21 protein-coding genes and 1 other RNA gene are annotated in these 23,308 nt (G+C 64.0%); 14 read left to right on the plus strand and 8 right to left on the minus strand.

What is annotated here, in order from left to right:
- Positions 1 to 39: 39 nt before the first annotated feature.
- The gene (locus ACERK3_02075) at positions 40 to 1,122 is read right to left on the minus strand and encodes a peptide chain release factor 1 (GenBank protein MFA9477073.1); all 1,083 of its coding nucleotides are present in this window, start codon (positions 1,120 to 1,122) and stop codon (positions 40 to 42) included.
- A 200-nt stretch (positions 1,123 to 1,322) separates the two neighbouring features.
- On the minus strand, positions 1,323 to 1,586 hold the full coding sequence (locus ACERK3_02080; GenBank protein ID MFA9477074.1) for a type B 50S ribosomal protein L31: 264 nt from the start codon (positions 1,584 to 1,586) through the stop codon (positions 1,323 to 1,325).
- Positions 1,587 to 1,682: 96 nt separating this feature from the next.
- Between ACERK3_02080 and ACERK3_02085 the strand changes: the two genes are divergently transcribed.
- Together ACERK3_02085 and serS are read left to right on the plus strand one after the other, a co-directional pair.
- Entirely contained in the window at positions 1,683 to 2,570 is an 888-nt protein-coding gene (locus ACERK3_02085; GenBank protein ID MFA9477075.1) for an aminotransferase class IV, read from the plus strand.
- A 109-nt stretch (positions 2,571 to 2,679) separates the two neighbouring features.
- Positions 2,680 to 4,041, plus strand: a complete 1,362-nt coding sequence (gene serS, locus ACERK3_02090; GenBank protein MFA9477076.1) for a serine--tRNA ligase — start codon at positions 2,680 to 2,682, stop codon at positions 4,039 to 4,041.
- 154 nt (positions 4,042 to 4,195) lie between these two features.
- Here serS and ACERK3_02095 read toward each other — a convergent pair whose 3' ends face one another.
- The 3 genes from ACERK3_02095 to ffs form a co-directional block, all read right to left on the minus strand.
- On the minus strand, positions 4,196 to 4,579 hold the full coding sequence (locus ACERK3_02095; GenBank protein MFA9477077.1) for a hypothetical protein: 384 nt from the start codon (positions 4,577 to 4,579) through the stop codon (positions 4,196 to 4,198).
- 209 nt (positions 4,580 to 4,788) lie between these two features.
- On the minus strand, positions 4,789 to 6,012 hold the full coding sequence (gene dnaX, locus ACERK3_02100) for a DNA polymerase III subunit gamma/tau (GenBank protein ID MFA9477078.1): 1,224 nt from the start codon (positions 6,010 to 6,012) through the stop codon (positions 4,789 to 4,791).
- A 118-nt stretch (positions 6,013 to 6,130) separates the two neighbouring features.
- An RNA gene (gene ffs / locus ACERK3_02105) (signal recognition particle sRNA small type) lies at positions 6,131 to 6,231 on the minus strand.
- Between the two features lie 259 nt (positions 6,232 to 6,490).
- Between ffs and ACERK3_02110 the strand changes: the two genes are divergently transcribed.
- From ACERK3_02110 to ACERK3_02125, 4 genes are all read left to right on the plus strand, one after another.
- The gene (locus ACERK3_02110; protein MFA9477079.1) at positions 6,491 to 7,702 is read left to right on the plus strand and encodes a PIN/TRAM domain-containing protein; all 1,212 of its coding nucleotides are present in this window, start codon (positions 6,491 to 6,493) and stop codon (positions 7,700 to 7,702) included.
- Between the two features lie 90 nt (positions 7,703 to 7,792).
- Positions 7,793 to 8,368, plus strand: a complete 576-nt coding sequence (locus tag ACERK3_02115; protein MFA9477080.1) for a hypothetical protein — start codon at positions 7,793 to 7,795, stop codon at positions 8,366 to 8,368.
- The gene (locus ACERK3_02120; GenBank protein ID MFA9477081.1) at positions 8,365 to 9,735 is read left to right on the plus strand and encodes a GGDEF domain-containing protein; all 1,371 of its coding nucleotides are present in this window, start codon (positions 8,365 to 8,367) and stop codon (positions 9,733 to 9,735) included. Before ACERK3_02115 ends, ACERK3_02120 begins: the two co-directional genes overlap by 4 nt.
- A 249-nt stretch (positions 9,736 to 9,984) precedes the next feature.
- A complete protein-coding gene (locus ACERK3_02125; protein ID MFA9477082.1) occupies positions 9,985 to 11,949 on the plus strand; it encodes a transketolase in 1,965 nt (654 codons plus the stop codon).
- A gap of 96 nt (positions 11,950 to 12,045) precedes the next feature.
- Here the strand turns inward: ACERK3_02125 and ACERK3_02130 are convergent, their stop codons facing one another.
- A complete protein-coding gene (locus ACERK3_02130; protein ID MFA9477083.1) occupies positions 12,046 to 12,477 on the minus strand; it encodes an Hsp20/alpha crystallin family protein in 432 nt (143 codons plus the stop codon).
- 511 nt (positions 12,478 to 12,988) lie between these two features.
- On the opposite strand from ACERK3_02130, the gene ACERK3_02135 reads away from it, so the two are divergent.
- The 8 genes from ACERK3_02135 to rho all read left to right on the plus strand — a co-directional run bounded on the left by ACERK3_02135 (position 12,989) and on the right by rho (position 21,248).
- Positions 12,989 to 14,356, plus strand: a complete 1,368-nt coding sequence (locus ACERK3_02135) for a hypothetical protein (protein ID MFA9477084.1) — start codon at positions 12,989 to 12,991, stop codon at positions 14,354 to 14,356.
- A 94-nt stretch (positions 14,357 to 14,450) separates the two neighbouring features.
- Positions 14,451 to 15,476, plus strand: a complete 1,026-nt coding sequence (locus ACERK3_02140; protein MFA9477085.1) for a lysophospholipid acyltransferase family protein — start codon at positions 14,451 to 14,453, stop codon at positions 15,474 to 15,476.
- 119 nt (positions 15,477 to 15,595) lie between these two features.
- On the plus strand, positions 15,596 to 16,723 hold the full coding sequence (locus tag ACERK3_02145) for a metal ABC transporter substrate-binding protein (GenBank protein ID MFA9477086.1): 1,128 nt from the start codon (positions 15,596 to 15,598) through the stop codon (positions 16,721 to 16,723).
- 254 nt (positions 16,724 to 16,977) lie between these two features.
- Positions 16,978 to 17,862: a metal ABC transporter ATP-binding protein gene (locus ACERK3_02150; GenBank protein MFA9477087.1), complete on the plus strand. Its 885-nt coding sequence runs from the start codon at positions 16,978 to 16,980 to the stop codon at positions 17,860 to 17,862.
- A 2-nt stretch (positions 17,863 to 17,864) separates the two neighbouring features.
- Positions 17,865 to 18,056 carry a hypothetical protein gene (locus ACERK3_02155; protein MFA9477088.1) on the plus strand — a complete coding sequence of 64 codons (192 nt, stop codon included), beginning with the start codon at positions 17,865 to 17,867 and terminating at the stop codon, positions 18,054 to 18,056.
- A 38-nt stretch (positions 18,057 to 18,094) separates the two neighbouring features.
- A complete protein-coding gene (locus ACERK3_02160; GenBank protein ID MFA9477089.1) occupies positions 18,095 to 18,295 on the plus strand; it encodes a hypothetical protein in 201 nt (66 codons plus the stop codon).
- A gap of 55 nt (positions 18,296 to 18,350) precedes the next feature.
- Positions 18,351 to 19,298: a metal ABC transporter permease gene (locus tag ACERK3_02165; GenBank protein MFA9477090.1), complete on the plus strand. Its 948-nt coding sequence runs from the start codon at positions 18,351 to 18,353 to the stop codon at positions 19,296 to 19,298.
- Positions 19,299 to 20,015: 717 nt separating this feature from the next.
- Positions 20,016 to 21,248 (plus strand): transcription termination factor Rho, encoded by a 1,233-nt coding sequence (rho, locus tag ACERK3_02170; protein ID MFA9477091.1) that lies wholly within the window; start codon positions 20,016 to 20,018, stop codon positions 21,246 to 21,248.
- A 135-nt stretch (positions 21,249 to 21,383) separates the two neighbouring features.
- Here the strand turns inward: rho and ACERK3_02175 are convergent, their stop codons facing one another.
- Complete coding sequence (locus ACERK3_02175) at positions 21,384 to 21,920, minus strand: GNAT family N-acetyltransferase (protein MFA9477092.1); 537 nt, start codon at positions 21,918 to 21,920, stop codon at positions 21,384 to 21,386.
- A gap of 258 nt (positions 21,921 to 22,178) precedes the next feature.
- Positions 22,179 to 23,240, minus strand: coding sequence for a thiamine phosphate synthase (gene thiE, locus ACERK3_02180; protein ID MFA9477093.1), 1,062 nt, complete (start codon positions 23,238 to 23,240; stop codon positions 22,179 to 22,181).
- Positions 23,241 to 23,308 lie beyond the last annotated feature (68 nt).

Below are 23,308 nucleotides of genomic sequence, written 5' to 3' on the forward strand. Positions count from 1 at the left end.
GGCTTTGCTACCACCCCCAAACCACCCCTCACCCTCGCCTCACAATGCCGCAAGCCGCTTCGCCCGGTCCGTGGCGACCAGGGCATTGATCAGCCCGTCCAGTTCGCCCGCCATGATCGAGCCGAGGTTGAACGACTCGCCCAGCCGATGGTCGACAACCATATTGTCCTTGTAGCGATAGGTCCGCACGCGCTCGCTTCGCCCGCCCGAGCCGATCATGCTCGACCGCTGCTCGGCCCGCTCGCTGTCAGCCTGCCTTTGAAAATGGTCGTACACCCGGGCACGCAGAATCTGCCACGCACGCTCGCGGTTCTGCCGCTGGCTCTTCGTCTCCTGCATGCGGACCTCAATGCCCGTCGGCTTGTGAATCATGTGCACCGCGGTCGCGACCTTGTTCACGTTCTGCCCGCCGGGGCCTTGCGCCGTCGTGACATGTGTTTCGATATCGCTGTCAGGGATGTCGATCGCCAGCTTCTCCGGCTCAGGCAGCACCGCCACCGTCGCGGTCGAGGTGTGAATCCGCCCCTGCGTTTCCGTCGCCGGCACGCGCTTGACGCAGTGGACCCCGCCTTCATAGCCGAGCCCCTGCCACACGCCCAGCCCGCGCACGTTCGCCACCGCATGACGGACCCCGCCCTGATCGCCTGCCGACGCGCTGATCACCTCAAACGTCCACCCCTTCGTCCCGGCGAACGTCTGGTACATCTGCAACAGGTCGCCCGCCCACAGCGCCGCCTCGGCCCCGCCCGTACCGGCCCGCAGTTCCAGTATCACCGCGCCCACTGCCCGGTCGTCCGCCGTGACCAACTCGTTCGCCACCGCTTCCAGCAACGACTCTGTCTGCTCGCGCAACCCCGGCAGTTCGCTCGCCGCCAGTTCCGCAAGCTCCGCGTCCTCACGCTCGGCGACGATCTGCTCGTGCTCGGCGATCTGTTCGCGCAATGCTTTCCACTGTCGATACCGATCGACCAGTTCCGCGATCGCCGACCGCCGAACGCTCAACTCGCGCAGCTTGTCAGCGTCGCTCACGACCGCCGGGTCGACAAGCTTCGCCTCAAGCTCATCAAACTGCGCATCGAGCGCGTCGAGCTTGCTCACCAGGTTGGCATGCGGTTCGGTCATCACGATTTCCAACTTCCCTCAGGGTTTCCAACTCTCCAAAGGCTTCCCACTCCCCAAAGGCAGAGCAGCTTAAGCTGCTCTGCCCGACACAACGAAAGTTTTCCCCTGGCCCCCACACGCCCGGCCCTGCGCACGCCCGGCCCCGCGCACGAAAAAGCCGCAGCGCTCAATGCACTGCGGCTCGTGTGGTTTTCTCGAAGCTACTTGCGCTTGGCGAAGTAGTTGCCAGCGAACTTGCGCTGGAACTTCTCGACCCGGCCGGCGGTGTCGAGGAACTTCTGCTTGCCCGTGTAGTACGGATGCGACTCGCTGGAAATATCCACCTTCACCAGCGGATATTCGTTACCGTCCTCCCACTTGATCGTCTCCTTCGAGTCGACCGTCGAGCGGGTGAGGAACTTGTAATCAGCCGAGACGTCCTGAAAAACGACCGGGCGATATTTCGGGTGAATATCTTTCTTCATCACAGCCACCTTGCGTGCGGGGCGGTTAAGGGGGTTCTTGGCCTCAAAAGCGAGTCGCGTATCATACGATCTTTTCAACTTGCGAGCAACACCACCATGGACGTCTTTCTCAACGGCAAATTTCTCCCTCCCGACCAGGCCCGTCTGCCGGTCGATGATGCGGGCTTCCAGCACGCGGTCGGCCTGTTCGAGACCATGGCGGTCTACCACGGCAACGTCTTCCGCCTCGACAGCCACCTCGCCCGCCTCGCGGACTCCGCCAAACAGCTGGGCCTGACGCCAAAGCTTAACACCGACCCGCTGGCCGAGGCAGTGCGTAACACCATTAAACACAACAAGATCGACCGCGCCCGCCTCCGCCTCACCCTCACCGCCGGCTCGCTCTCGTTGCTCAAGCCCACCGACCAGGCGCCCACGCCTACGCTGCTGATCGTCCCCAGCGAGCCGACCGTCTACGCCCCGGAGTATTTCGATAAGGGGGTGATGGCTCTGGTCGCCCCGCCCGCCGCGAACCCCTTCGACCAGCTCGCCGGCCACAAGACGCTCTCCTACTGGGCACGCCTGCGCACCCTCCGCCAGGCCGCGAGCGCCGGCGCGGGTGAAGCCATCTGGCTCAGCGTCTCCAACCATCTGGCCAGCGGAGCGGTGTCCAACATCTTCCTGGTCAAGAACGACGCCCTGCTGACCCCCTTCGCCCGCGGCGAGGAGGCCAAGGGCGCCCTGCCCGCCCCCGTGCTGCCCGGCATCACCCGGGCCGCTGTGCTGGAACTGGCGGAGGAGATGAACATTCCCGCTCACAAGCAGATGCTTTCGGTCAACGACCTGCTCGAAGCCGACGAGGTGTTCCTCACGAATTCAAGTTGGCATGTGCTGCCCGTGACACAGGTAGAAAAGAAAACCGTCAGCGACGGCAAGGTCGGCCCCGTCACCCAAAAACTCCGCGAAGCGCTGCTGGCCAAGATCGAAGAAGAAACCATCGACTGACGTTTAGCCCTCGCGCCCACGCGAGGACGCGCTCCGGCGTAGGCGCCGGGACTAAACGCGCTGCCTTGCGAACGCGCCACGGCATGAAACCCGATACCATGCCCGCACCATGATCGACCTTAAAGACCTACGCACGAACCCGGACAAGTATCGACGAGGCGCGGCGAACAAGCAGGTGAACGTCGGCATCGACGCGCTGCTCTCGCTCGACGCCGACCTGCGCCAGGCCATGACCCGGCAGCAGGAGCTGACCGCCGAGAAGAACCAGATCGGCAAGCAGATCGGCCAGATTGCGGGCAAGCTCAAAAAGGCTGGCGACAATGAACGAGCCGATTTGCAGCAGCAGATGAAGCAGCTTCAGCAACGGCCCGCCGCGATCAAGGAAGAAGAAGCGAAGCTCGCCGAGCAGGTGCATCAGCTTGAACAGCAGCGCGATGCGCTCTGGCTGCAAGTGCCCCAGCCCGCCGACGAAGACGTGCCCGTCGGTACGTCGGCCGACGACAACGTCGAGTTGCGTACGTGGAAGTCCGACTGGTTCGACCCCGCGAAGTCGTTCGCCGACAACAAGGGTTTCGAGCCGAAGTCGCACACCGAGTTAGGCGAAGCGCTCGGCCTGTTCGACTTTGAGCGGGGCGTGAAGATGGCGGGCAGCCGAAGCTACGTGCTCACCGGCGACGGCATGCGCCTGCACAACGCGGTGCTCCAGTTCGCCTTCAACTTCATGGTGCAGGACCACGGCTTCACACCCATGAGCGTGCCCGTGCTCGTCCGCGACCAGGTCATGGTCGGCACGGGCTTTTTCCCCGGCGGAAAAGATCAAGCCTACGAAGTGAAAGAGACTGAAAGAGGCGGCGGCTATGACCTCTACCTCACCGGCACGGGCGAAGTCGGCTTGATGGGCTATCACGCTGACGAAATACTCGACGCCGACTCGCTGCCGCGCTGCTACACGACGGTGAGCACCTGCTTCCGCCGCGAAGCCGGGGCCGCGGGCAAAGACACTGCCGGGCTGTATCGCATCCACCAGTTCGACAAGGTTGAGCAGGTTGTCATCTGCCAGGCCGACGAGCAGACGTCTCGCGACTGGCACAAGAAAATGATCGGCTACGTCGAAGCCTTGCTGCAAGCCCTCGAACTGCCCTACCGCCTGCTCCAATGCTGCACGGGCGACCTGGGCCCGAAAAACGCCGACATGATCGACCTCGAAACGTGGATGCCCTCGCGCGAAAGCTATGGCGAAACACACTCGGCCTCCCGCCTCTACGACTACCAATGCCGCCGACTGAACATGCGCTACAAAGACCCCGAGTCGGGCAAAAACGTGTTCTGCCACAGCCTGAACAACACGGTCGCCGCGAGCCCGCGCATTTTGATTCCAATCCTCGAGCTTTATCAGAACGAGGACGGCAGCATCACCGTGCCAACGGCGCTACGCCCGTACATGGGCGGCGCGGAACGCATCGGCGGTTGACTGGATTAGACAATACAAGCCACGAAGACACGAAGGACACGAAGAAAACACGAAGAGAAACAAGAAGAGGAAGTATTTTCTCTTTTCTTCCTGCCTTCCTTCGTGTCCTTCGTGTCTTCGTGGCTAATTCCACTCCTGAAAATCTCGCGACGCTCTACGACTTCGGCGGATCGGAACTATCCTCGTCGCGGACGTCAATCAGGCTTGCTTCGGGGAAGATTTCTAGCGCCTGGCGGACCAATGGCAAGCCCATCGCTTCGCGACGATCGGACGCAGCGCCCGAGGTTGGTGATGGGGACGCGGCCGTATCCTCACCGCCGCTGGCGGGCGTTTCGCGGTCGAGCGTGACGCGGACGCGTCGGCCGGTGACGTCCTGCAACACCTTGCCGATCTGGGCGAGGCGTGGTTCGGTGGCGAATCCATACACTTCACGATGGCCGGGCACGATGCGGAGCGTGGCACGCTCGGCGTCGAGGCGGTCGAGTTGAACGAATCGCAGCCAGGCCCATGACGGCTTCTGCAGCGCGCGGTCGAGCACTGCCGACCAGACGGCGGCCGGATCGTCGGGGTTGTCGATGGGCGAGGGTAATGAAGCCGAGCCTTGAGTCGCAACGCGACGAAGGGCCGGATCGTCGGCTGAAGGAGGCGGCGAAGTCGCTGGTGGAGCATCCGGCCCTTCGTCGCGTTGCGACTCAGCCCTCGGCTTGGGGGGTGATACCTGACTGTTGACACTGCCCCCCGGGCCAGTCAGCGCCGCGCGGGTGTCAACGGCTTTTTTTTTTCCGCGCCATCCCCGCCGGCCAGCAGCGCCGCCACGTCCGCCATCTTCTCCGCCAGCGCGAGGCGGACGATCACGGCGTCCAGCAGCGCTCGCGGGTTCGGGCTCGACTTGGCCTGCCGCTGCACGTTGTCGCACACAGCGATCATGTACGTCAGCCCGGCCGGGTCGAACTGCTTCGCCTGCACGCCGGCCTGCTGCTTCGCATCTTCGGAAAGCTCGACGAGGTCGCTGGCCTCGCCACACGCGGCGATGAGCATGAGCTGCCGTAGCCGTTCGATGAGCACGTCGATGAGTTGGTCCTGGCTGATGCCGTGGGCGAGCAGTGAGGCGGCCTTTTCGAGCGCCACCTTCACATCGCCGGCGGCGAAGGCGTCGACCAGCTCGATCACCATCTGCTGCGGCGGCAGGCCGAGCATCTGCTCAAGCGTCTGCGGCGTCAACGGCGACTCGCCCGTGGCGATCAGGCGGTCCAGCAGCGAGAGGGCGTCGCGCATCGAGCCGTTGCCCAGCCGAGCGATCTGCCAGACGACCTGTTCGTCGGCCTCGATGCTTTCATTTTTCAGCACGGCGGCGAGATGGTCGGCGATCCGCTGCGTCGGAATGTTGCGAAAATCGAACCGCTGACAGCGCGACTGAATCGTCGCGGGCACCTTGTGCGACTCGGTGGTACAGAGGATGAACTTCACATGCGACGGCGGCTCTTCCATGGTCTTGAGCAGGGCGTTGAACGCCGCGCCCGAGAGCATGTGCACCTCGTCGATGATGTAGACCTTGTAGCGTGCGTTGTCGGTCGGCGAGAGGCCGGCGTTGGCGATGAGCTGGCGGGCCTGGTCGACGCTGTTGTTCGAGGCACCGTCGATTTCGATGACGTTCAGGTCGTCGCCGCGCATGATGGCGTCGGCCATGCGCTGCTGAACGTCGCCGGCGGGCAGGTCGTTGGCTGCACCTGACCCGCCGGGCTCCTCGGCGGGGCGCGTCGGCGGGTCGAACGTATCCGGGGCGTTCAGGGCGCGGGCAAAGAGGCGGGCCATCGAGGTCTTACCCACGCCGCGCGTGCCGGTGAAGAGGTAGGCGTGAGCCACGCGGCCGGTGGTGATGGCATTGCGAAGCGTGCGCGCGACAGGCTCTTGTCCGACGACATCGTCGAACGACTGCGAGCGGTAGCGGCGGGCGAGGACGGTGTAGGACATTGGCTTGAGGCTTAAGGCTTGAAGGGCTTGAGGTTTTGGGAAACTTGCCTGAGGTGACAGTCTCAAGCCTCAGGCCCCAAGCCTCAAGCCCACGGCGAAGCCGTTCGCTGCGTGGATCGACGGCCAGGACACCGACGGCACCGGGCCGGACGCCACTTAGGGCTGCTCCGATCAAGGCCTGACCCGATTCGCGGGCCGACCCGTGCACCGGGCCCGGCCGTCGATCCACGCAGCGCGGCGAAGCCGCGGTTTCGCGTTCCTGGTTCCTCGCTTCGGTTCTTCCATGCGATGCCGCACGCCAAACCGGAAACCGGGAATGAGAAACCAGAAACCTAGAGCTGAGACGATAGCCCGCGCCCGATGCCTTGGCAAATCGCTTGGCGTAAGCGTCGCGAGCGCGTATCCTCATGGAGACATATATTGCTGATTGCCATTATTGATTCATTCATTCCGCAATCCGAAAGTGCAAGGCCCAGCTATGGTTCTGTCTATTCTCCGCGGCGCGTTCATCCTGCTGGTGGCATCCGTCGCCGCGTTGTATGTCGTGTCCTGGCAACGTGAAATGGCGGCTCAGGACGAACAGATCAGCCTCTTTACCGTGGTCCTGATGCTCGGCATCACCCTCGGGATCGCGGGGGTGATCATCGCCATCGACGCCGGCACGCGGCGAAAGCGCCTCTCCGCAGTCTCCGGCATCTTCCTCGGCCTGATCGCCGGCCTGCTGGCTGCATATGCCCTGAGCTTTCCCGTCGGGCTCGTGGCGGTGCTATTCGCGCCGGCGCCAGGCGAGGCCGGGTTTGAAGAGTTCATGAACCTCCTTCAGGGCGTGCAGGTCATCATCGGCCTGATCACCTGCTACATCGGCATTTCCCTCGTCATCCAGACCAAGGACGACTTCCGCTTCGTCATCCCCTACGTCGAGTTCGCCAAGCAGATCCGCGGCAACCGCCCGACCATCCTCGACACATCAGTCATCGTCGACGGCCGGGTGCTGGACATCATCGAAACACACGTGCTCCAAGGGTTGGTCGTCGTACCCAAGTTCGTGCTCAACGAGTTGCAGACCATCGCCGACTCGTCCGACAAACTCCGCCGTGCTCGTGGGCGCCGGGGTCTGGAAGTGCTTCAAAAGCTTCAGGACAGCCCCGCTGTCGAGATCAGCATCGAAGAGGCCACAGACGTCGATGGCGTGAACGTCGACCAGAAGCTGATCGGCCTCGCCCAGCACATGCAGGGCCGCGTCATGACCAACGACTACAACCTCAACAAGGTCGCCACCCTCCGCGGTGTCGAGGTGATCAACCTCAACGATCTGGCCAAAGCGATGCGTCCCGTCGTCCTGCCCGGCGAGCACATGGACATCCGCGTGGTCAAGCCCGGCGAAGGCCCGACGCAGGGCGTCGGCTACCTCGACGACGGCACGATGGTCGTCGTCGAAGGCGCTCGCAACCACATCGGCGAAGCGGTCAGCCTTATTGTCACAAGCACGTTGCAGACCTCCGCCGGCCGTATGATCTTCGGCCGATACGAAACCTCGCAAGACTCCGGCACCGCGACGCCACCCGCCGAGGCTGATGCTGCCGAGCCGGGCGACGCCCCCCCGGCCGAGCCAGCCGGGGCTGGTGCTGGCAGCAGCCGACCGCGAGCCGCCCGCCCCCGCACCGGCCGCAACCCCCGCCGCGGGGGGTGAACCGCAGCCGATCGATCCCGCGATCGACTGCGTCCCACGGCTAACGGCCGACATGTTCATGGGTTGTCCGCAGACGGTACAATGGAGGCCATGGCTCACGGAGGCGATCGCAACTCAGCGCAGTCAACCGTCGGACAGGGCCGACGTTGCATCATCTGTGTGCCCCCGGAGAGCGCCCCGCCCAGCCGACTGCTGACCGGCCTGTCGCAACGGCACGTGCCCGTCACGGTGATGAGCGACGCACCCTCGGTCATGTACGACCTGAGCCTGCCCGGCGGCGTGCTCGCATTGATCGTGGTCGAGCCGGACCGCCAGCCGCATTTGGCCGACCTGCTCGCGGCGGTGCGTGCGTATTATGCTCGGTTGCCGTTGTGGCAATACCGCGCTGAGGTCGACGGCCTGACCCGGCTGAGCACCGACGAGCCAATGCCGGCTAACGAATCAACCGATAAGGCACAGACAGGCGAGCCGGCCGCGGACGACGCCAAGCCGACGACGCCAGCCCATGTTGTGACGGCGGCGGACGATGAGGACGACGACGAGGAGGCCGACGATCGGCGGGCCCTGCGCCTGATCGCCGACGAGCCGCGCGGCCCGCTGCTGACCGCTGAGGAACTGGAGATGCTGCTGGGGCCGCTCCACGAGGAGAAACCACCACGCTCATGAGCACCGGCCATGACAACACCGCCGACGCATCCACGTCGCACTCGGCCACGGACCGCTCAGCGCCGCGCGTGATCGTGGTCGACCCCGCGCTGGCCGAGCAGTTGAACGACGAACTGGTGAGTCAGTGTCTGCCCGGATCGCAGGTGTGTGCCGTGCCCACGTTTCTCAACGCGCTGGGCGAGTTGGCACGCGGGCCGGCGGCAGCGGTGCTCGTGCCGGCACGCGCGATGGCGGGCATGGTCGCTGCGGGGGCGAAGACGATGCGCCGCATGGCCCCCGATGCAAAGCTGCTCGTCGTCGCCGACGACACCGGCCGCGCCGAGGCCGAGCGCGCCATCGAGCACGGCTTCGACGCCCTCGTCCCCGAACCCATCACCCACCCCACGTTGCATACCGCCTGGCATGGCACGCCACCTGCATCGCCATCGCCCCAAGCCGAAGCAGCGTCCGGTGCCGCCGCGACCGCAACCGCCGATCAAACATCGAAAAGCCAAGCGCCTTCCGCCGACGCTGCGCTCGAAGACGCAGAGCTCGGCGATGTCGATCTTGTCGAAGCGATCCTCAACGGCCAGGACCTGCTGCGGCGGACGGCCCTGCGTCTGGTCGCCGCGCGATCGGGCATCACCAACCTCGGCTGGGCCGACCCTGGCGAAGATGTACCCGCCGAGCATGTCAGTTCCGCTGTGACCTGCCGCGACCACCGCTTCGGCCTGCTGCACGCGCCGGCCCCAACGCCACAGGACCACCTCGACGGGTGGGCCGCCTGGCTGGGCCGCTGGCTCACGCTCGAACGGCAGGTGCGTCAGCTTGAAGAGCTGTCGATGAAAGATGAGCTCACCGGCATCTGGAACCGTCGATACTTCAACCGCTTTCTCAAGCACGTGGTCGACCGCAGCGCCCGCGACCGCTCGCAGGTCACGTTGCTCGTGTTCGACATCGACGATTTCAAAATCTACAACGACCGCTACGGCCACGCCGCCGGCGACGAAATCCTCCGCGAGACCGCCCGCCTCATGCAAAGCTCCGTTCGCGAGCACGACGTGGTCGCCCGCATCGGCGGCGACGAGTTCGCCGTCATCTTCTGGGACGCCGACGAGAAGCGCCGCCCCGACAGTCATCATCCCGAATCCGTCCGCGCCGCCGCGACCCGTTTCCAGCAAGCCATCCTTCAGCACCGCTTCCCCAAGCTGCTGAACGAAGCACCGGGCTCGCTCACCATCTCCGGCGGTCTGGCGAGCTTCCCATGGGACGGCCGCACACCCGAAGAGCTCACCGACAAGGCCGACCAGATCGCCATGCAAGCCAAACGCCAGGGCAAAAACGCCATCACGTTCGGCCCCGGCGCGCTTCGCTCTGGCGAAGCGTAGTTTCGAGTTCCGAGTTTCTGGTTTCGAGTTGACGCTCGGCGCACCCACTTCAGTAGGCGGAAATCGGAGGCACGCCCAACCGTTTCTCCGCCCTGTAAATTGACCTCGCTGGTGTTCCCCAACTCGAAACTCGAAACTCAAAACGCGAAACTCTCTCCCCCCACGTTGCCATGCGACGCATTTACCCCGATAATCCCCTTTCTGAACCCAGCCAGACAAACGTTCTTTCATACAAGAGGATTTCACGCAATGTCATTCGATTCGACCATTCACGCCAAGGCCGTCGATCTCTCCAAGCTCAGCTATGAGATGACCGCCGCGGCCGGTTCCGGGCACCCCACCACCGCCGCCAGCCTCGCGCACCTCGTCAGCGTGCTCATGTACCAGCACATGCGCTACGAGCCGAGCAACCCGCTGCACCCGTCCGCTGACCGCCTCGTGCTTTCCGAAGGCCACGCCGTGCCCATCGTCTACGCCGCGTGTGCCGACATCGGCATCGCCATCGGCACGGACCGCGACCACTGGCGGCCCATGACCCGCGAAGACGCCATGACCCTTCGCGCCATCGACTCCGTCGTCGACGGCCACCCCAACCCCGTCGAAGGCTTCCCCTTCTTCGACACCGCCACCGGCTCGCTCGGCCAGGGCCTCTCCCACGCCGCCGGCATCGCCGCCGCAGCCAAGGTCGACGGCCTCGACCGCCGCATCTTCTGCATCATCGGCGACGGCGAATCACGCGAAGGTCAGATCTGGGAAGCCATCGACTTCATCAAGGACCATCAACTCGCCAGCGTCCTGCCGATCTTCAACTGCAACGTCTACGCACAGTCGGACAAGGTCAGCCCGCAGCAGACTGCCGAAACCACCGCCAAGAAACTCGAAGCCGCCGGCTATGAAGCCCTCGTCATCGACGGGCACAACCCCACCGCCATTCAAGAAGCCCTCTCGCAACACGCCCAATCGCAGCACGACCCCAACGCCGCGCCGATCGCCATCGTCGCCAAAACGCAAAAGGGTTGGGGTAGCCCCAGCCAGCAGGGCGCTGGCCACCACGGCAAGCCGGCCGACGGCGACGACATGACCAAGGCTCTCGAAGAGCTCGACGCCACCGGCAGGCAGCTCGGCGCCTCGGCGGACACCACGCTGAAGATCGGCCTGATCTCGCCTAAAAAGCCCGACCAGCCCACCGTCAACGATCCACTGAGCTTCCCACAAGCCTGCGAGAAGTTCGGCCAGTCGCTGGACAAGGGCAAGCTCGCCACGCGTCGCGCGTATGGCATCGCCCTCCGCGCGCTCGGCCATCAGCGTTCCAACGTGATCGCCCTCGATGCCGACGTGAGCAACTCCACCTTCGCCGAGATGTTCTTCAAAGACGAAGCCCTGGCCGACCGCTACTTCGAATGCCGCATCGCTGAGCAGAACATGTTCTCCGTCGCCGCCGGCCTCAGCGCCGCGGGCAAGATTCCCTACTGCTCCACCTTCGCCAAGTTCGTCAACCGCGGCTACGACCAGATCGAGATGGCCTTCAACAGCGGCGCGAACTTCAAGATCGTCGGCTCGCACGCGGGCATCTCCCTCGCCGCCGACGGCCCAAGCCAGATGTCGCTGCCCGACATCGCCTGGTTCCGCAGCTTCGCCACCATGAACGCGAAGAACGGCGCGCCCGGTTTCTTCGTGCTCCAGCCTTCCGATGCGTACCAGGCCTACGCCCTCACGCTCGCCATGGCCGAGCACGCCGGCCCCTGCTACATGCGAACGCTGCGTCCGGACACGGAGTTCCTCTACTCCGAAAACGACACGTTCCAACTCGGCGGCCACGAAGTGCTCGAACAGGGCCGTGACCTGCTCATCGTCGCCTCCGGCTACATGGTGCACGAAGCCAACAAGGCGCTCGAGCAACTCGACAAGCAGGGCATCGACGCCGCGCTCGTCGACCTCTACTCCATCCCCTTCGACGAGGAAGCCATCCTCGATCTCGCCAACGAAAACAACGGCATGATCCTCACCGTCGAAGACAACTACGGCGCAGGCTTCGGCTCGGCCGTGGCAGACGCGGTCGCGGCCGACGGCGGCGGCTTCACCGTGCGACAGATGCACGTCCGCAACCTGCCCAAGTCCGGCCGAACGCCCGACGAAGTGCTCAACTACTGCGGCCTCAGCGCCGGCCACATCGTCAAGGAAGCCATGTCCATGCTCCAACTCTCCGGCGCATGAACGTGAGCCTCACCCTATGAAAAACACGAAGCCCACGGCGTCACGCCGTGGGCTTCTTTTATTTACATCTCAAATTGACTCGTTACACATACCACATCACTTGACTTCAATCTTCCGCGGCTTGACCTCTTCGCGCTTGGGCAGGTGGATCGTCAACACGCCCTCGTTCAGCTTGCACTCGATCTTGCTTTCATCCACCGGCGTGGGCAGACGGAAGCTTCGGCTGACGCGGGTGTACCGACGCTCATGCAGGTAGCGCTCTGTCTTCTCCTGATCCTGCTTCATCTCGCGGTGCGCGTTGATCGTCAGCACGCCCTGCTCCATCGTCACGTCGATGTTCTGCTTCGTAAAGCCGGGCAGTTCCGCTTCCACGATCACGTTGTTCGCATCTTCGTGAATGTCCACCGGATAGCTGGCGACGCCTCCATAGCCGGCGTCCGGCGCATTGCCCCAAGCACGATCAAAAGCTCGGTCGATCTCACGCTGCAACAGGTCAAACGGCGTATCCATTCGTCGAGTCGGAAGCATGGCGAACCTCCTTTCATCATGTTGCCAGTGCTTTGCCACACCCTCGTGGCGACTGCGTCTGATGCCAACCCGGCCAGGCCCACGGCCCGGCCACCGTCGACCCCTGCCGACGGCACCTAAATGAACCGCAAGTCTCATGCCAACCCATGAAATGCAAAACCCATTGACATTAAAATGATTATAAACATTAAAAAGAAGCCGTTATTGTCACAGTGACAGTCTCGGCCGTGAGCATTGCAAGCTTGGCAACCGTCGAGCGGCCCTGGCGCCCGACCGACGTCACGCCCCGCTTCGGCGCGATGATCGACCGACTGCAAATGCCGCCTGACCGCCGAACCGCCGCTTCGCCTGCGTGCCGCTGGCCGTCAACTTGACGAAACATGCCCAACGCACGACACTTGTGCTCCACAGGGGCACCTTGTTTTCCGTCACGGCCCCAAGGCCCGCGGCAACGCAGGCGTACAACGAGGTGCCAATTCTCTACCCCGGTCATCTGTCGGAGTCTTAACGCATGGCACGAGCACGCAGCAGCGGCGGCGGAGCGGCAACCGCCTGGTTGGTCGTGATTCTGGGCATCGGATTCGTCGTCTGCCTTGTGCTGGCGATTGTCTTCTACACCCAGGTGACCGGCCTTCAGGAACAGGCGGATCAGGCCGAGAACGACCTGCGCGTCTATGTCACACGCGAACTCGAGTCGGCCCCCGAAGTGGTCCGCCTCGCCGAGCAGCGGTCGCAGGAAGGCGCCGTCGTCGACCAGCTCATGCGACAGAACAGCGCCCTGCGAAGCCTCATCGGCGGCGACACGCAGGCCTCGTTCAATGACCTCGCCGCCGAGCTGAACGAGCGCATGGAACGCGACACCGTGCTCCGCGAGATCGCTCGGCTGAACGATGAACTCAGCGCCGCCAACGACCAGCTTCAGCAGGCCGAGCAACAGGTCGCCGCCGCTCAGGAACAGGTCGCCCAGGCTCGCGCCCGCTCTGAGGAGCGGACCCAGACCTACGACGATCAGGTCGACGAACTCCAGCAGCAGCTCAGCCAAGTCACCGGTCAGTTCGAGGCCTACCAGCAGCGTGTCGCCGAGATGGAAGGCCAACTCCGCCAGCAGATCGACGCCGCACGACGCGACCGCCAGGAGCGCGTCACCGAGCTTGAAGGCAGCTATGACGAGCTCACCGCCGAGCGTGAAGACCTGATGTCCCGCATCCGTGAGCTGACACGCGGCGGCGACACGCTCGACCCGCCCGACGTCATCCAGGCCGACGGCCAGCTTGTCTCCGTTCAGGAACAGACCAACACCGCCTATATCAACCTCGGTCGAGCCGACGGCCTCGTCCTCGGACTGACCTTCGAAGTCTTTGATGCCGACGAAATGGTCCGCATCGGCGACCTCACCGAAACCGACGTCCGCGGCAAGGCGACCGTCGAAGTGATCAATGTCGGCGATACCTCGTCGCGCGTTCGCGTCGTCCGCATGTCGCGCGGCGCCACGCTCGGCTCCGGCGACCAGATCATCAACCTGATCTACGATTCGCGCACCCGCTTCCGCTTCTATGTCTACGGCGATTTCGACATCGAACGCACCGGCGAGCCGACCGAAAGCGACCGACATCGCGTCGAGAGCATGGTCACCCGGTGGGGCGGCCGACTCGCCGAGGACCTCAACTACGAAGTCGACTACCTGGTGCTCGGCGAAGAGCCCCGCGTGCCCGACCAACTCCCGCCGGGCGAAATCGACCCGGTCCGCATCCGTGAGCACGTCGAAGCGACGCGTGTCTACGAACGCTATCAGGAGCTGATCGCCCAGGCCGAGGAGCTGGCGATCCCCGTGCTCAACCAGAACCGCTTCCTCTCGCTGATCGGCTACTACGAGCGTTGAGCGCAGCGATTGACAGGCAATTGCACTAATAACCCGAATAAAGCCCACGGACGGCCATCCGTGGGCTTTATACGTTCTAAGCTGATAATCTCTCATGGCACGTAACCAAGGTCCCCTGACAAGCTGGCCGCAGTACCTCGCCGTCCGCGCCGTGACGATGGGGCTGACATCGTTCGACATTGATCGCAACCTGCGCACCGCTGGCTGGATCGGCCGAACGCTCTACCACCTCGATGCCCGCCACCGCAAACGCGCCCGCGCCAGCATCGCGATGGCCTACCCGCATGCCGACGACGCGACGCTGGACCTCATCGCCCGCGGTTCGTTCGAACACTTCGTGCAACTGGCCATCGAAGTGCTGCACACCCCCCGCCTGATCCACCGCGACGGCTGGGCCGCTCACACCCAGTTCCACAACCTCGGCCCCGCGCTGAAGCTGCTCAATGCCCGCCAACCGATGATCCTGCTCACGGGACATCTGGGCAACTGGGAACTGCTGGGCTACCTGCTCGCCACGCTCGGCTATGACCTTGACGCTATCGCACGTCCCATCGACAACCCGCTGATCAATCGCTGGCTGCTGGGCATCCGCGAGCGCCAGGGCATGCGCATCATCACCAAGTGGGATGCCGCCGAGCGCATGACCCGCGTGCTGAGCAACCGCGGCGCCCTGGGCTTCATCGCCGACCAGAACGCCGGCGACAAAGGGCTGTTCGTCCCCTTCTTCGGCCGACTCGCCAGCACGTACAAATCCATCGGCCTGCTGGCGATGCGAAAGCAGGTGCCCGTCGTCTGCGGCTTTGCTCACCGCATCGGCCCCGCCTTCCGGTTCGAGGTCGGCGTCGTCGACGTCATCCACCCCCAGGACTGGGCCGACCGCGATGACGCCCTCTACTACATCACTGCCCGCTACACCCGCGCGATCGAAACCATGGTCCGCCGTCGGCCGGAGCAGTACCTCTGGATGCACCGCCGGTGGAAGTCGCGCCCCCGCCACGAGCTGCAAGGCAAGCCGATGCCCGGCCACCTGCGCAAGCATCTCGAACAGCTGCCTTGGATGACTGACGCCGAGCTCGCCGAGCTCGAACGGCCGATCGACCCGGGAACCTATGCAAAATGACGGCGGCCGGAGCAAGCCGAGGTGCCCCCCCGCACCTGTCGGCCGGCAACACGATGGCTGACAAAAAAGTTCGCCTGGAAAATGAGAACAGGTTATCATTGTTGCCGGAGGCCATTGTGATGCCTGAGGCATCCATTCTGGAGCAAGTCATGGGTAACAGGCGAGAGGCGGGGAAATCCGGTGCCGGAGCATGGGTGGGCTGGCCGGTGTGGGCGGTCGGCGGGCTGATGCTTGCGCTGCTGCTCGGCTGCGGCGAGCGGGACGAACCCATCGCGGACAACAGCGGCGAGCCTGCCGAGCAGACCTACATCATCGTCGCCAGCATTCACCCACTGGCGGACCTGGCCTCGCAGGTGACCGGGCCGGGGTTTGAGGTGCACACCCTGCTGCCCGCCGGCGCGACGCCGCACGGCTTCGAGCCGACGGCTGACAAGATCCGCCTGCTCGGCCGAGCCGACCTCATCCTCACCGTCGGCCTGACGCTCGACCCCTGGGCCGACCGCGCCGCCGCCACCGCCGGCCGCGACACTCCCCTGCTCTCCATGGCCGAGATGCTCGACCGCGAAGCCGTCGACGCCGTTGCGGGCGAGTTGCGCGAAGTCCAGATCAACGGCGAGTTCGGCTACGACGAACACGAACACCACGATCACGATCATGATCATGATCATGGCCACGACCACGATCACCACGATCACTACCACGACCACGATGGCCCGGACAGCCACCTGTGGATCGACCCGGTGCTCGTCAAGCAGTGGGTTCGCCAACTGCGAAGCGAGCTCGTCACTCGATTCCCCGCCCGCTCGGACGAGATCGAGCGAAACGCCGCGGCGGTGCTCGCCTCACTCGAACAGCTCGACGCGGAGTTCCGCGAGCAATTGGCAGCCGTGCCCAAGCGCGAGCTTGTCACGTTTCACAACGCTTTCGACCGCCTGGCCAACCGCTACGGCCTGGAGGTGGTGGCGCACCTGACCGACGCGGACCTCGAGCACGGCGCGGAGATCCGCCCCGGCCGCTGGCGGCAGGCCGTCGCCGCCGTTCGGCAGTATGACTTGAAGGTGCTCTACAGCGAACCGCAGTTCCCTGTCCGCGAGCTTGCCTCTATTCGCCGGGAGACCGGTGTCGAAGTGCTCACGCTCGACCCGCTCGGCCACCCGCGCCGCGAGGGCTACCGCACATACCAGGAAACCATGCGAACCAACCTCGAAACCCTCGTCGACGGCCAGAGCCGAACGCGATACTACTGAAAAGTCTCCAGGAGATTCGAGTGAGCCGGACTCACGAAATTCTGCCGGATCGCCCATCGGCTTGATGGCTGTCTGGTTCCGACGGCTGAATGATTTCACCACGAAGAGCACGAAGGACACAAAGGACACGAAGGTCACGAAGAAAACCAGATTTTTTTCTTTTGCTCTTCCTGATCTCTTCGCTTTCTTTTCTTCTTCGTGTCCTTCGTGTCCTTTGTGCTCTTCGTGATCAAAATCGAATCACCTCAGCGCCCATGCACCAGCACGCCGACTGCCATCACGACGATTCGCTCGCCCGGCATGATCCGGCGCATGATGCGATCTGTCTCGACCATGTGAGCTACCACTACCCGCCGCGCCTGTTCGACCGCGATCAGCAGGCCGCGCAGCTCGCGCTCGACGATGTCACGCTCCACATCGAGCGCGGCGTCAATCTCGGCATCATCGGCCCCAACGGCGCGGGCAAGTCCACGCTCCTGCGCATCATGCTCGGCCTGCTCGAAGGCTACACCGGCAGCGTGCACATCGCAGGCCTCACCCCGCGCGATGCCTGTCGCCAGGGCAATATCGTCGGCTACGTGCCCCAACGCGCCGACGTCGAATGGCGCTTCCCGCTCACTGCCACGCAGGTCGTCCGCATGGGGCTCGTCGGGAAGACAGGCCTGTTCCGCTGGTACAGCAAGTCCGACAAGCAATACGTCGAGCACATCATGGAGCAAGTCGGCGTCACCGACCTGCGCAACCGCACCATCGGCGCGCTCAGCGGCGGCCAGCAGCAACGCCTCTTCATCGCCCGCGCCCTCGTCGCCAAACCCAGCATCCTCATCCTTGACGAGCCGCTGGTCGGCATCGACGAAACCGGCCAACGCCAATTCGCCGAGTTGATCCATGCGCTGCACGAAAGCCTCGAGTTGACCATGGTCATCGTCAGCCATGACATTCAAGCCATCGCCGCGGGCTGCAATCGCGTCGCCTGCCTCAAACGACGGATTCACTATCATGACGCCCCCGAAGGCCTCACGCCCGAGGTGCTCGCGGAAGTGTTCGAGCACGAAATCGCGCCGGTGATCCGACGGACGGACCTTAACGCCAAGTCGCCAAGGCACCAAGACGCCAAGCAGAGAACTCCGGAGAACTGAGCATGTCTGAGAGCGAGAATCAGCCGGTCACACGGCGGGAGTTCAATGAGTTGGCGATTGTTATGTTCGTCATGATTATTCTCGCCTTCATAGCGACGGGGGAAGTGCAATTGTGGCAGAGAGTGGTGCTGTTGTTGGTCGCCGTCGGACTCATGGCCCTTTGGCTTTTGCGCAGCAAAATGCGGCGGACCTAGTGGCAAGGCTTTGTTTAACGCTAATGAAAGAGTGTGGCATGAACGAAGACCGCCAACGGCCGGTGACGCGGAAGGAGTTTTATGAGCTCGGGTCCGCAACTTTCACCTTTATGCTGCTTATGTTTGTGGCCATGAGCGTGGACACGGAATGGTTTAACGTGTTGCTGATCCTTTTGATTGCGGCCGTGGCGTCAATGTATGGGTGGCTGCTGATCAAGGAAATGAAGCGAAGCGCGTAACGATTGCGTGCCCTGCCCCCTGCCCCCCGACTTTTGACCCCTGACCCCTGCCTTTATGCAGTTCATCGACGACCTGATCAACTTCGCCGTCTTTCGCCACGCCCTGCTCACCGGGCTGATGGTTGGCGTTGTGTGTTCCGTGCTGTCGGTCATCGTCGTGCTCAAACGGATGGCGTTCATCGGACAGGGCATCAGCCATGCAGGGTTCGGCGGCGTGGGCACGGCCGTACTCATCGGACCCGCGGTTGGCAGCCTGTTTGCCCTGCCGATGCTCGACCGACTGCCATGGTGGCTGCGCGACGCTGTGCCGGCGTTTGACGACTTCGTCGTGCTCGCGTTCTGCATTGCCACTGCCGTGCTCATCGGCGTCATGACCCGCCGACGCCAACTCGAAGCCGACAGCGCCATCGGCATCCTGCTCGCGGGCACGATGGCGTGGGGCGTACTGATGACCAACATCGCCACCACGCTGCACGACACCGACTGGTGGGTCACCCGCTTCGGCGTGCGGGGCGCAGTGCCAAGCTTCGAGCAACTGCTGTTCGGCTCGTTGATGAGCGTCAGCTTTGAAGACATGTGGACCGCGCTTGTGCTCGGGCTGCTCGTGCTCACGCTGTTGGCGGTGCTCGCGAAAGAGATGCTGTTCTTCGCCTTCGACGAAACCGCCGCCCGCGTGTTCGGCGTGCGGACCACTGTGATGTACTACCTGCTGCTCGTGCTGCTGAGCCTGACCATCGTGATGTCGATGCGACTGGTCGGGTTCGTGCTCGTGTCGGCGTTGCTGGTGATCCCCGGGGCGACGGCGGTGCTGGTCAGCCAACGGCTGGGGCGGGTGCTCGTGCTGGCTGTCGCGGTTGGCGTGCTGGGCGTCGCGGGCGGGCTGGTGCTGAGTCTGGAGTTGAACCTCTCCAGCGGGGCGACGATCGTCGGTGTGCTGTGCGCGATCTTCGGCGTGACGTATGTCGGTCGGGCCGGCTTGAATCGAAGGGTGGTTCGTGCGTAGAATAGTGGTGTCAGAAGGGAAAAAAGCGCTACGGCGCTTGATCAATTTAGCCGAAGAGGTTAAATAAGGGGCATCCTCCCCTCTGCGGACGTTGGAAAACGACCGCTGTTTCGCTCTTGGTGGGATGGTCTGCCGCTGATCGATTCGGGTATCAGGCCAGGTTTTAGCCTATGCATCAGGCATAGCCGGGCTGTTTCGTTTCGCGGTGGGCACTGATTTCTGGAGAAGCTGGCATGCTTCGCGTGGGTCGCTCCGGCGGCCGACGCCTACCCGGTGATCGGGACGCGTCTGCATGCATACCTCGGCCTCCGGGAAGCATCCGGTCAGAAAGCTGAGGGTGGAGAACGCCCCGCTCGGCCACAGGCGGATCAGGTTCGCGTGAAGCGGCCTAGGTCGGTTCATACGCAGGCAAGGTGAGACAAGAGCTCAGGGGTGGTGTGGTCGGGGTGTAGCTGAGACAAGGTTCAATTGGACGTCTTATCAGACGCCTCTTAAGCCCGGCCCAGGCCGGCATGGGAGACTTGGCAACAAGATTCTGTGATGACACCGACGTGACGGGACGCTCCCGACGTCGGCTTTGATGCGGATGAACGGGCGACGCCCGTCACCACGCTTTTCTGTTGATGCTCAAGGACGAGCAAGGACCCATTCCTCCAACCCACGGCAACCGCCACGCTCGGCGGGTGCCCACGGAACTTGCCTTTCGGCAGCGACGTCATGGAGACGACAACCGGTATCCTCGAACTGTCCGGCCGATCCGACGGCCGAATCCGCACGCTCGACAGCACCTATGTCGCCAGCCCGCGCGACCCGGTCATGCCAGCCAAGCTGATCGACCGCTTCGACCTGCGGCCAGGCGTCATGGTCGAAGTCGAGCTCGGCAAGGCCATGGGCGGCGGACAGCAGAACAACGGCCACCAACAGGGCGGCCGGCGCGGTCGAAACCAGCGCGGCAACAAGAAAAAGCCGAAGCGCAACGCCATCGACCCCGCTGCCCAGCGCGTCGCCCGCGTTGTGTCCATCGAAGGTAAGGATCCGCACGAGTACGCCGACACGACGCGCTTTGAAGACCTCACCACCATCGACCCGCAGCCGCGCCTCACGCTCGAATACCCCGGCTGCCCGCCGACCTGCCGACTGATCGACCTGTTCTGCCCCATTGGATACGGGCAGCGCGGCATGATCGTCTCGCCCCCTAAGGCCGGCAAGACCACCATCCTGCAAAACCTCGCCGTCGCCATCAGCCGGAACCACCCGGACGCGAAGGTCTTCGCCCTGCTCGTTGACGAACGGCCGGAGGAAGTCACCGACTTCCGCCGCAACGTGCCCTGCACCGTCTGGGCGTCGAGCAACGACCACCCGCCGGAACGTCACGTGGGCCTGTGCGTCCTCGCCATCGAGCGATGCAAGCGCCTCGCCGAGATGGGTCAGGACGTCGTCGTCATGCTCGACTCGCTCACCCGCGTCGGCCGAGCGTTCAACACCGCGCCGGGCATGCAGGGCACGGGCCGTACGCTCTCCGGCGGCCTCGACGCGGGCGCGCTGGCGATCCCCAAGCAGCTCTTCGGCGGCGCTCGCAAGTTCGAAGAAGGCGGCTCACTCACCATCATCGCCACCGCGCTGGTCGACACCGGCTCACGCGGCGATCAGGTCATCTTCGAAGAGTTCAAAGGCACTGGCAACATGGAGCTCATCCTCGATCGCAAGATCGCCGAGCAACGTGTCTTCCCCGCCATCGACCTCGCCGCCAGCGGCACGCGTAAAGAACATCTGCTGATGAGCGAAGGCGAATTGAACACCATGGCCGCCCTTCGACGTCGGTTGCTGAACATGCAGCCGGTGATGCAGGTCGAGCAGTTGCTCAAGGCCCTCGAACGCTTCAAGACCAACGAAGAGCTCGTCGGCTCACCCCAGAGCCCCGGCAGCCGACAGGCGACCGCGCGCGTGTAACAAGCACTGTCGTGTAACAAGCACTGTTTAGCTCCGTCGCCCACGACGGAGCGCGTTTCGAAGCGTCTGCGTCCCCGCGTGAGCGCCGGGGCTAAACGTTGCGATGGATGTGTTGATATTTCGTCATTGGTGTGTCTACGCGGCCGGCATCAACACTCTTTCATACGCGATCAACCGCACGCCGTACACGTTCACCACGCCGCAGCGCGCGTAGCCGCCACGATCGTAAAACGCCCATGCGCCTGCCGGGTGGTCGTATGCGTCAAAGCGCAATGATCGACAGCCCCACGATCGCGCGAGCGCCTCGGCCTGGCTCATGCACCACCGGCCCGCGCCGTGGTGCTGCTGCCTCGGCCGTACCGCCAACGCCGTGAGGTACGCCGCCCGCGCAGTCGGCTCGTCGAAAAGATCCGGCGTCAGGTAATACGGCCCCACCTGCGACAGCGAGAACGTCGCCACCGTCTCACCACCCCACCGCACCGCATAAACATGCTTCTCCCGCACCACCCGCCGCAGCGGCGCCAACGGCGACACCTTCGCCCAATGCCCGTCGCCGAAGCGGTGATGCAGGTCGTGAGCGCACGCAGTACGAATCTGCCAGACCTCGTGCAGCAGGCGGTCGTCACCGCGCGACAGCTTAATCAACGTCAACGGTTCAATGGTTATGGTCATGGCGTTGAAGCCCTGCATTTGTCGTGCTCAACCGCGCAGCCAAGCAGCCTCCAAAACCTCCGCGCTCATCCAACGCCCACGCTCACCCCACGGCCAACTCTAGGCGCGAGCAAGCGATGTCGTCCGCGACATCGGCGGCATGACACATATTTTCAACCTCATTGTCAGCCAAGCTGCTTCAGTGGATCAGTCACAACCGCAACACCCGATGCAAAGACATGAACAACGCCGCTTCGCCGGCTTTTCACCACGATAACTTCAGGACGACACCGAAGCGTCCGCCAGCTTCGAAAGCAACCGCTCGCAAACCGCCCGAGGTGACGCATCCCCGCAAACACACGAACTCACCGCCACGCCTTCAACCCCCGCCGCAACCAACGCCGCCACATTGCTCGGCGAAACCCCGCCAATCGCCAGGTGCGGCAACCGCCCCCACCCCACATACTGCTTCAAATACCCCGGCCCGACAATGTGCTTTTTCAACTTCGTTGTTGTTTCAAACATCGGCCCCACGCCGCAGTAGTCCGCACCGTCTGCCAGTGCCTGCTCCGCCTGCGCCAGCTTCGACGTGCTCACCCCTACCAGCAATTGCCGACCCACCAGTTGACGCACGCCACGCACCGACAAATCCCCCTGCCCCACGTGTACGCCATCCGCCCCGGCCAGCAACGCAACGTCCGGCCGATCGTTCACCACCACCGACACACCACTCGGCCGAGCCAACTCCACCAACCGCGACGCCCGCTCCAGCAACGCCCCCGCCTCCAGCGATTTCTCACGCAACTGCAGACAGTCCGCCCCGCCTTCAATGCACGCCTCCGCCACCGTCAGCCAGTCGCGATCCGGGCATAGTGACTCGCTGATCAGCACGCACAGCCGCCACTGCTGCCGTCGCCCCGTGCCCATTGCTGCGGTCAGCCGCTGCTCGATGTCATACCCGCGATAGCGCAGCGATTCGACGCGCGACGCAAACGCAGGCGAGCCCACATCGTCGCCCCTCGGCAACGTCTTGCCATACTCCTCCATCGCCCGCAGCGCCTCGCTCAACCGTTTGCCCGCGGCGATCGCCACCTCCGCCACGCCAGCTCGCGACTGTTCCGCCTCGGTCGTGATCCGCGTCCCCACATCGCCCGGCGTGTCGCGCGACGCCTCCAGCCCCGCCACGCCCGACACCGCTGCCGCCAGGTCATGCCGCAGTTGCTTGATCGCCTCCGTCATCGCCGCATCATCCAGCACGAACCGCGCCGCCTCCTCCATCACCCGCAACGCTTCGCGGGCGCGGTTCGCGTTCGCATCCAGTATTCGTCCTACATCAGTCATAGCCCCCCAGTTTACCGCCCGCACCGACCATGCGTCACACACACCCCGAACCTGGCAATGATCAAGCG

It is taken from the genome of Phycisphaerales bacterium AB-hyl4 (assembly GCA_041821185.1).
GTDB lineage: Bacteria > Planctomycetota > Phycisphaerae > Phycisphaerales > Phycisphaeraceae > Natronomicrosphaera > Natronomicrosphaera hydrolytica.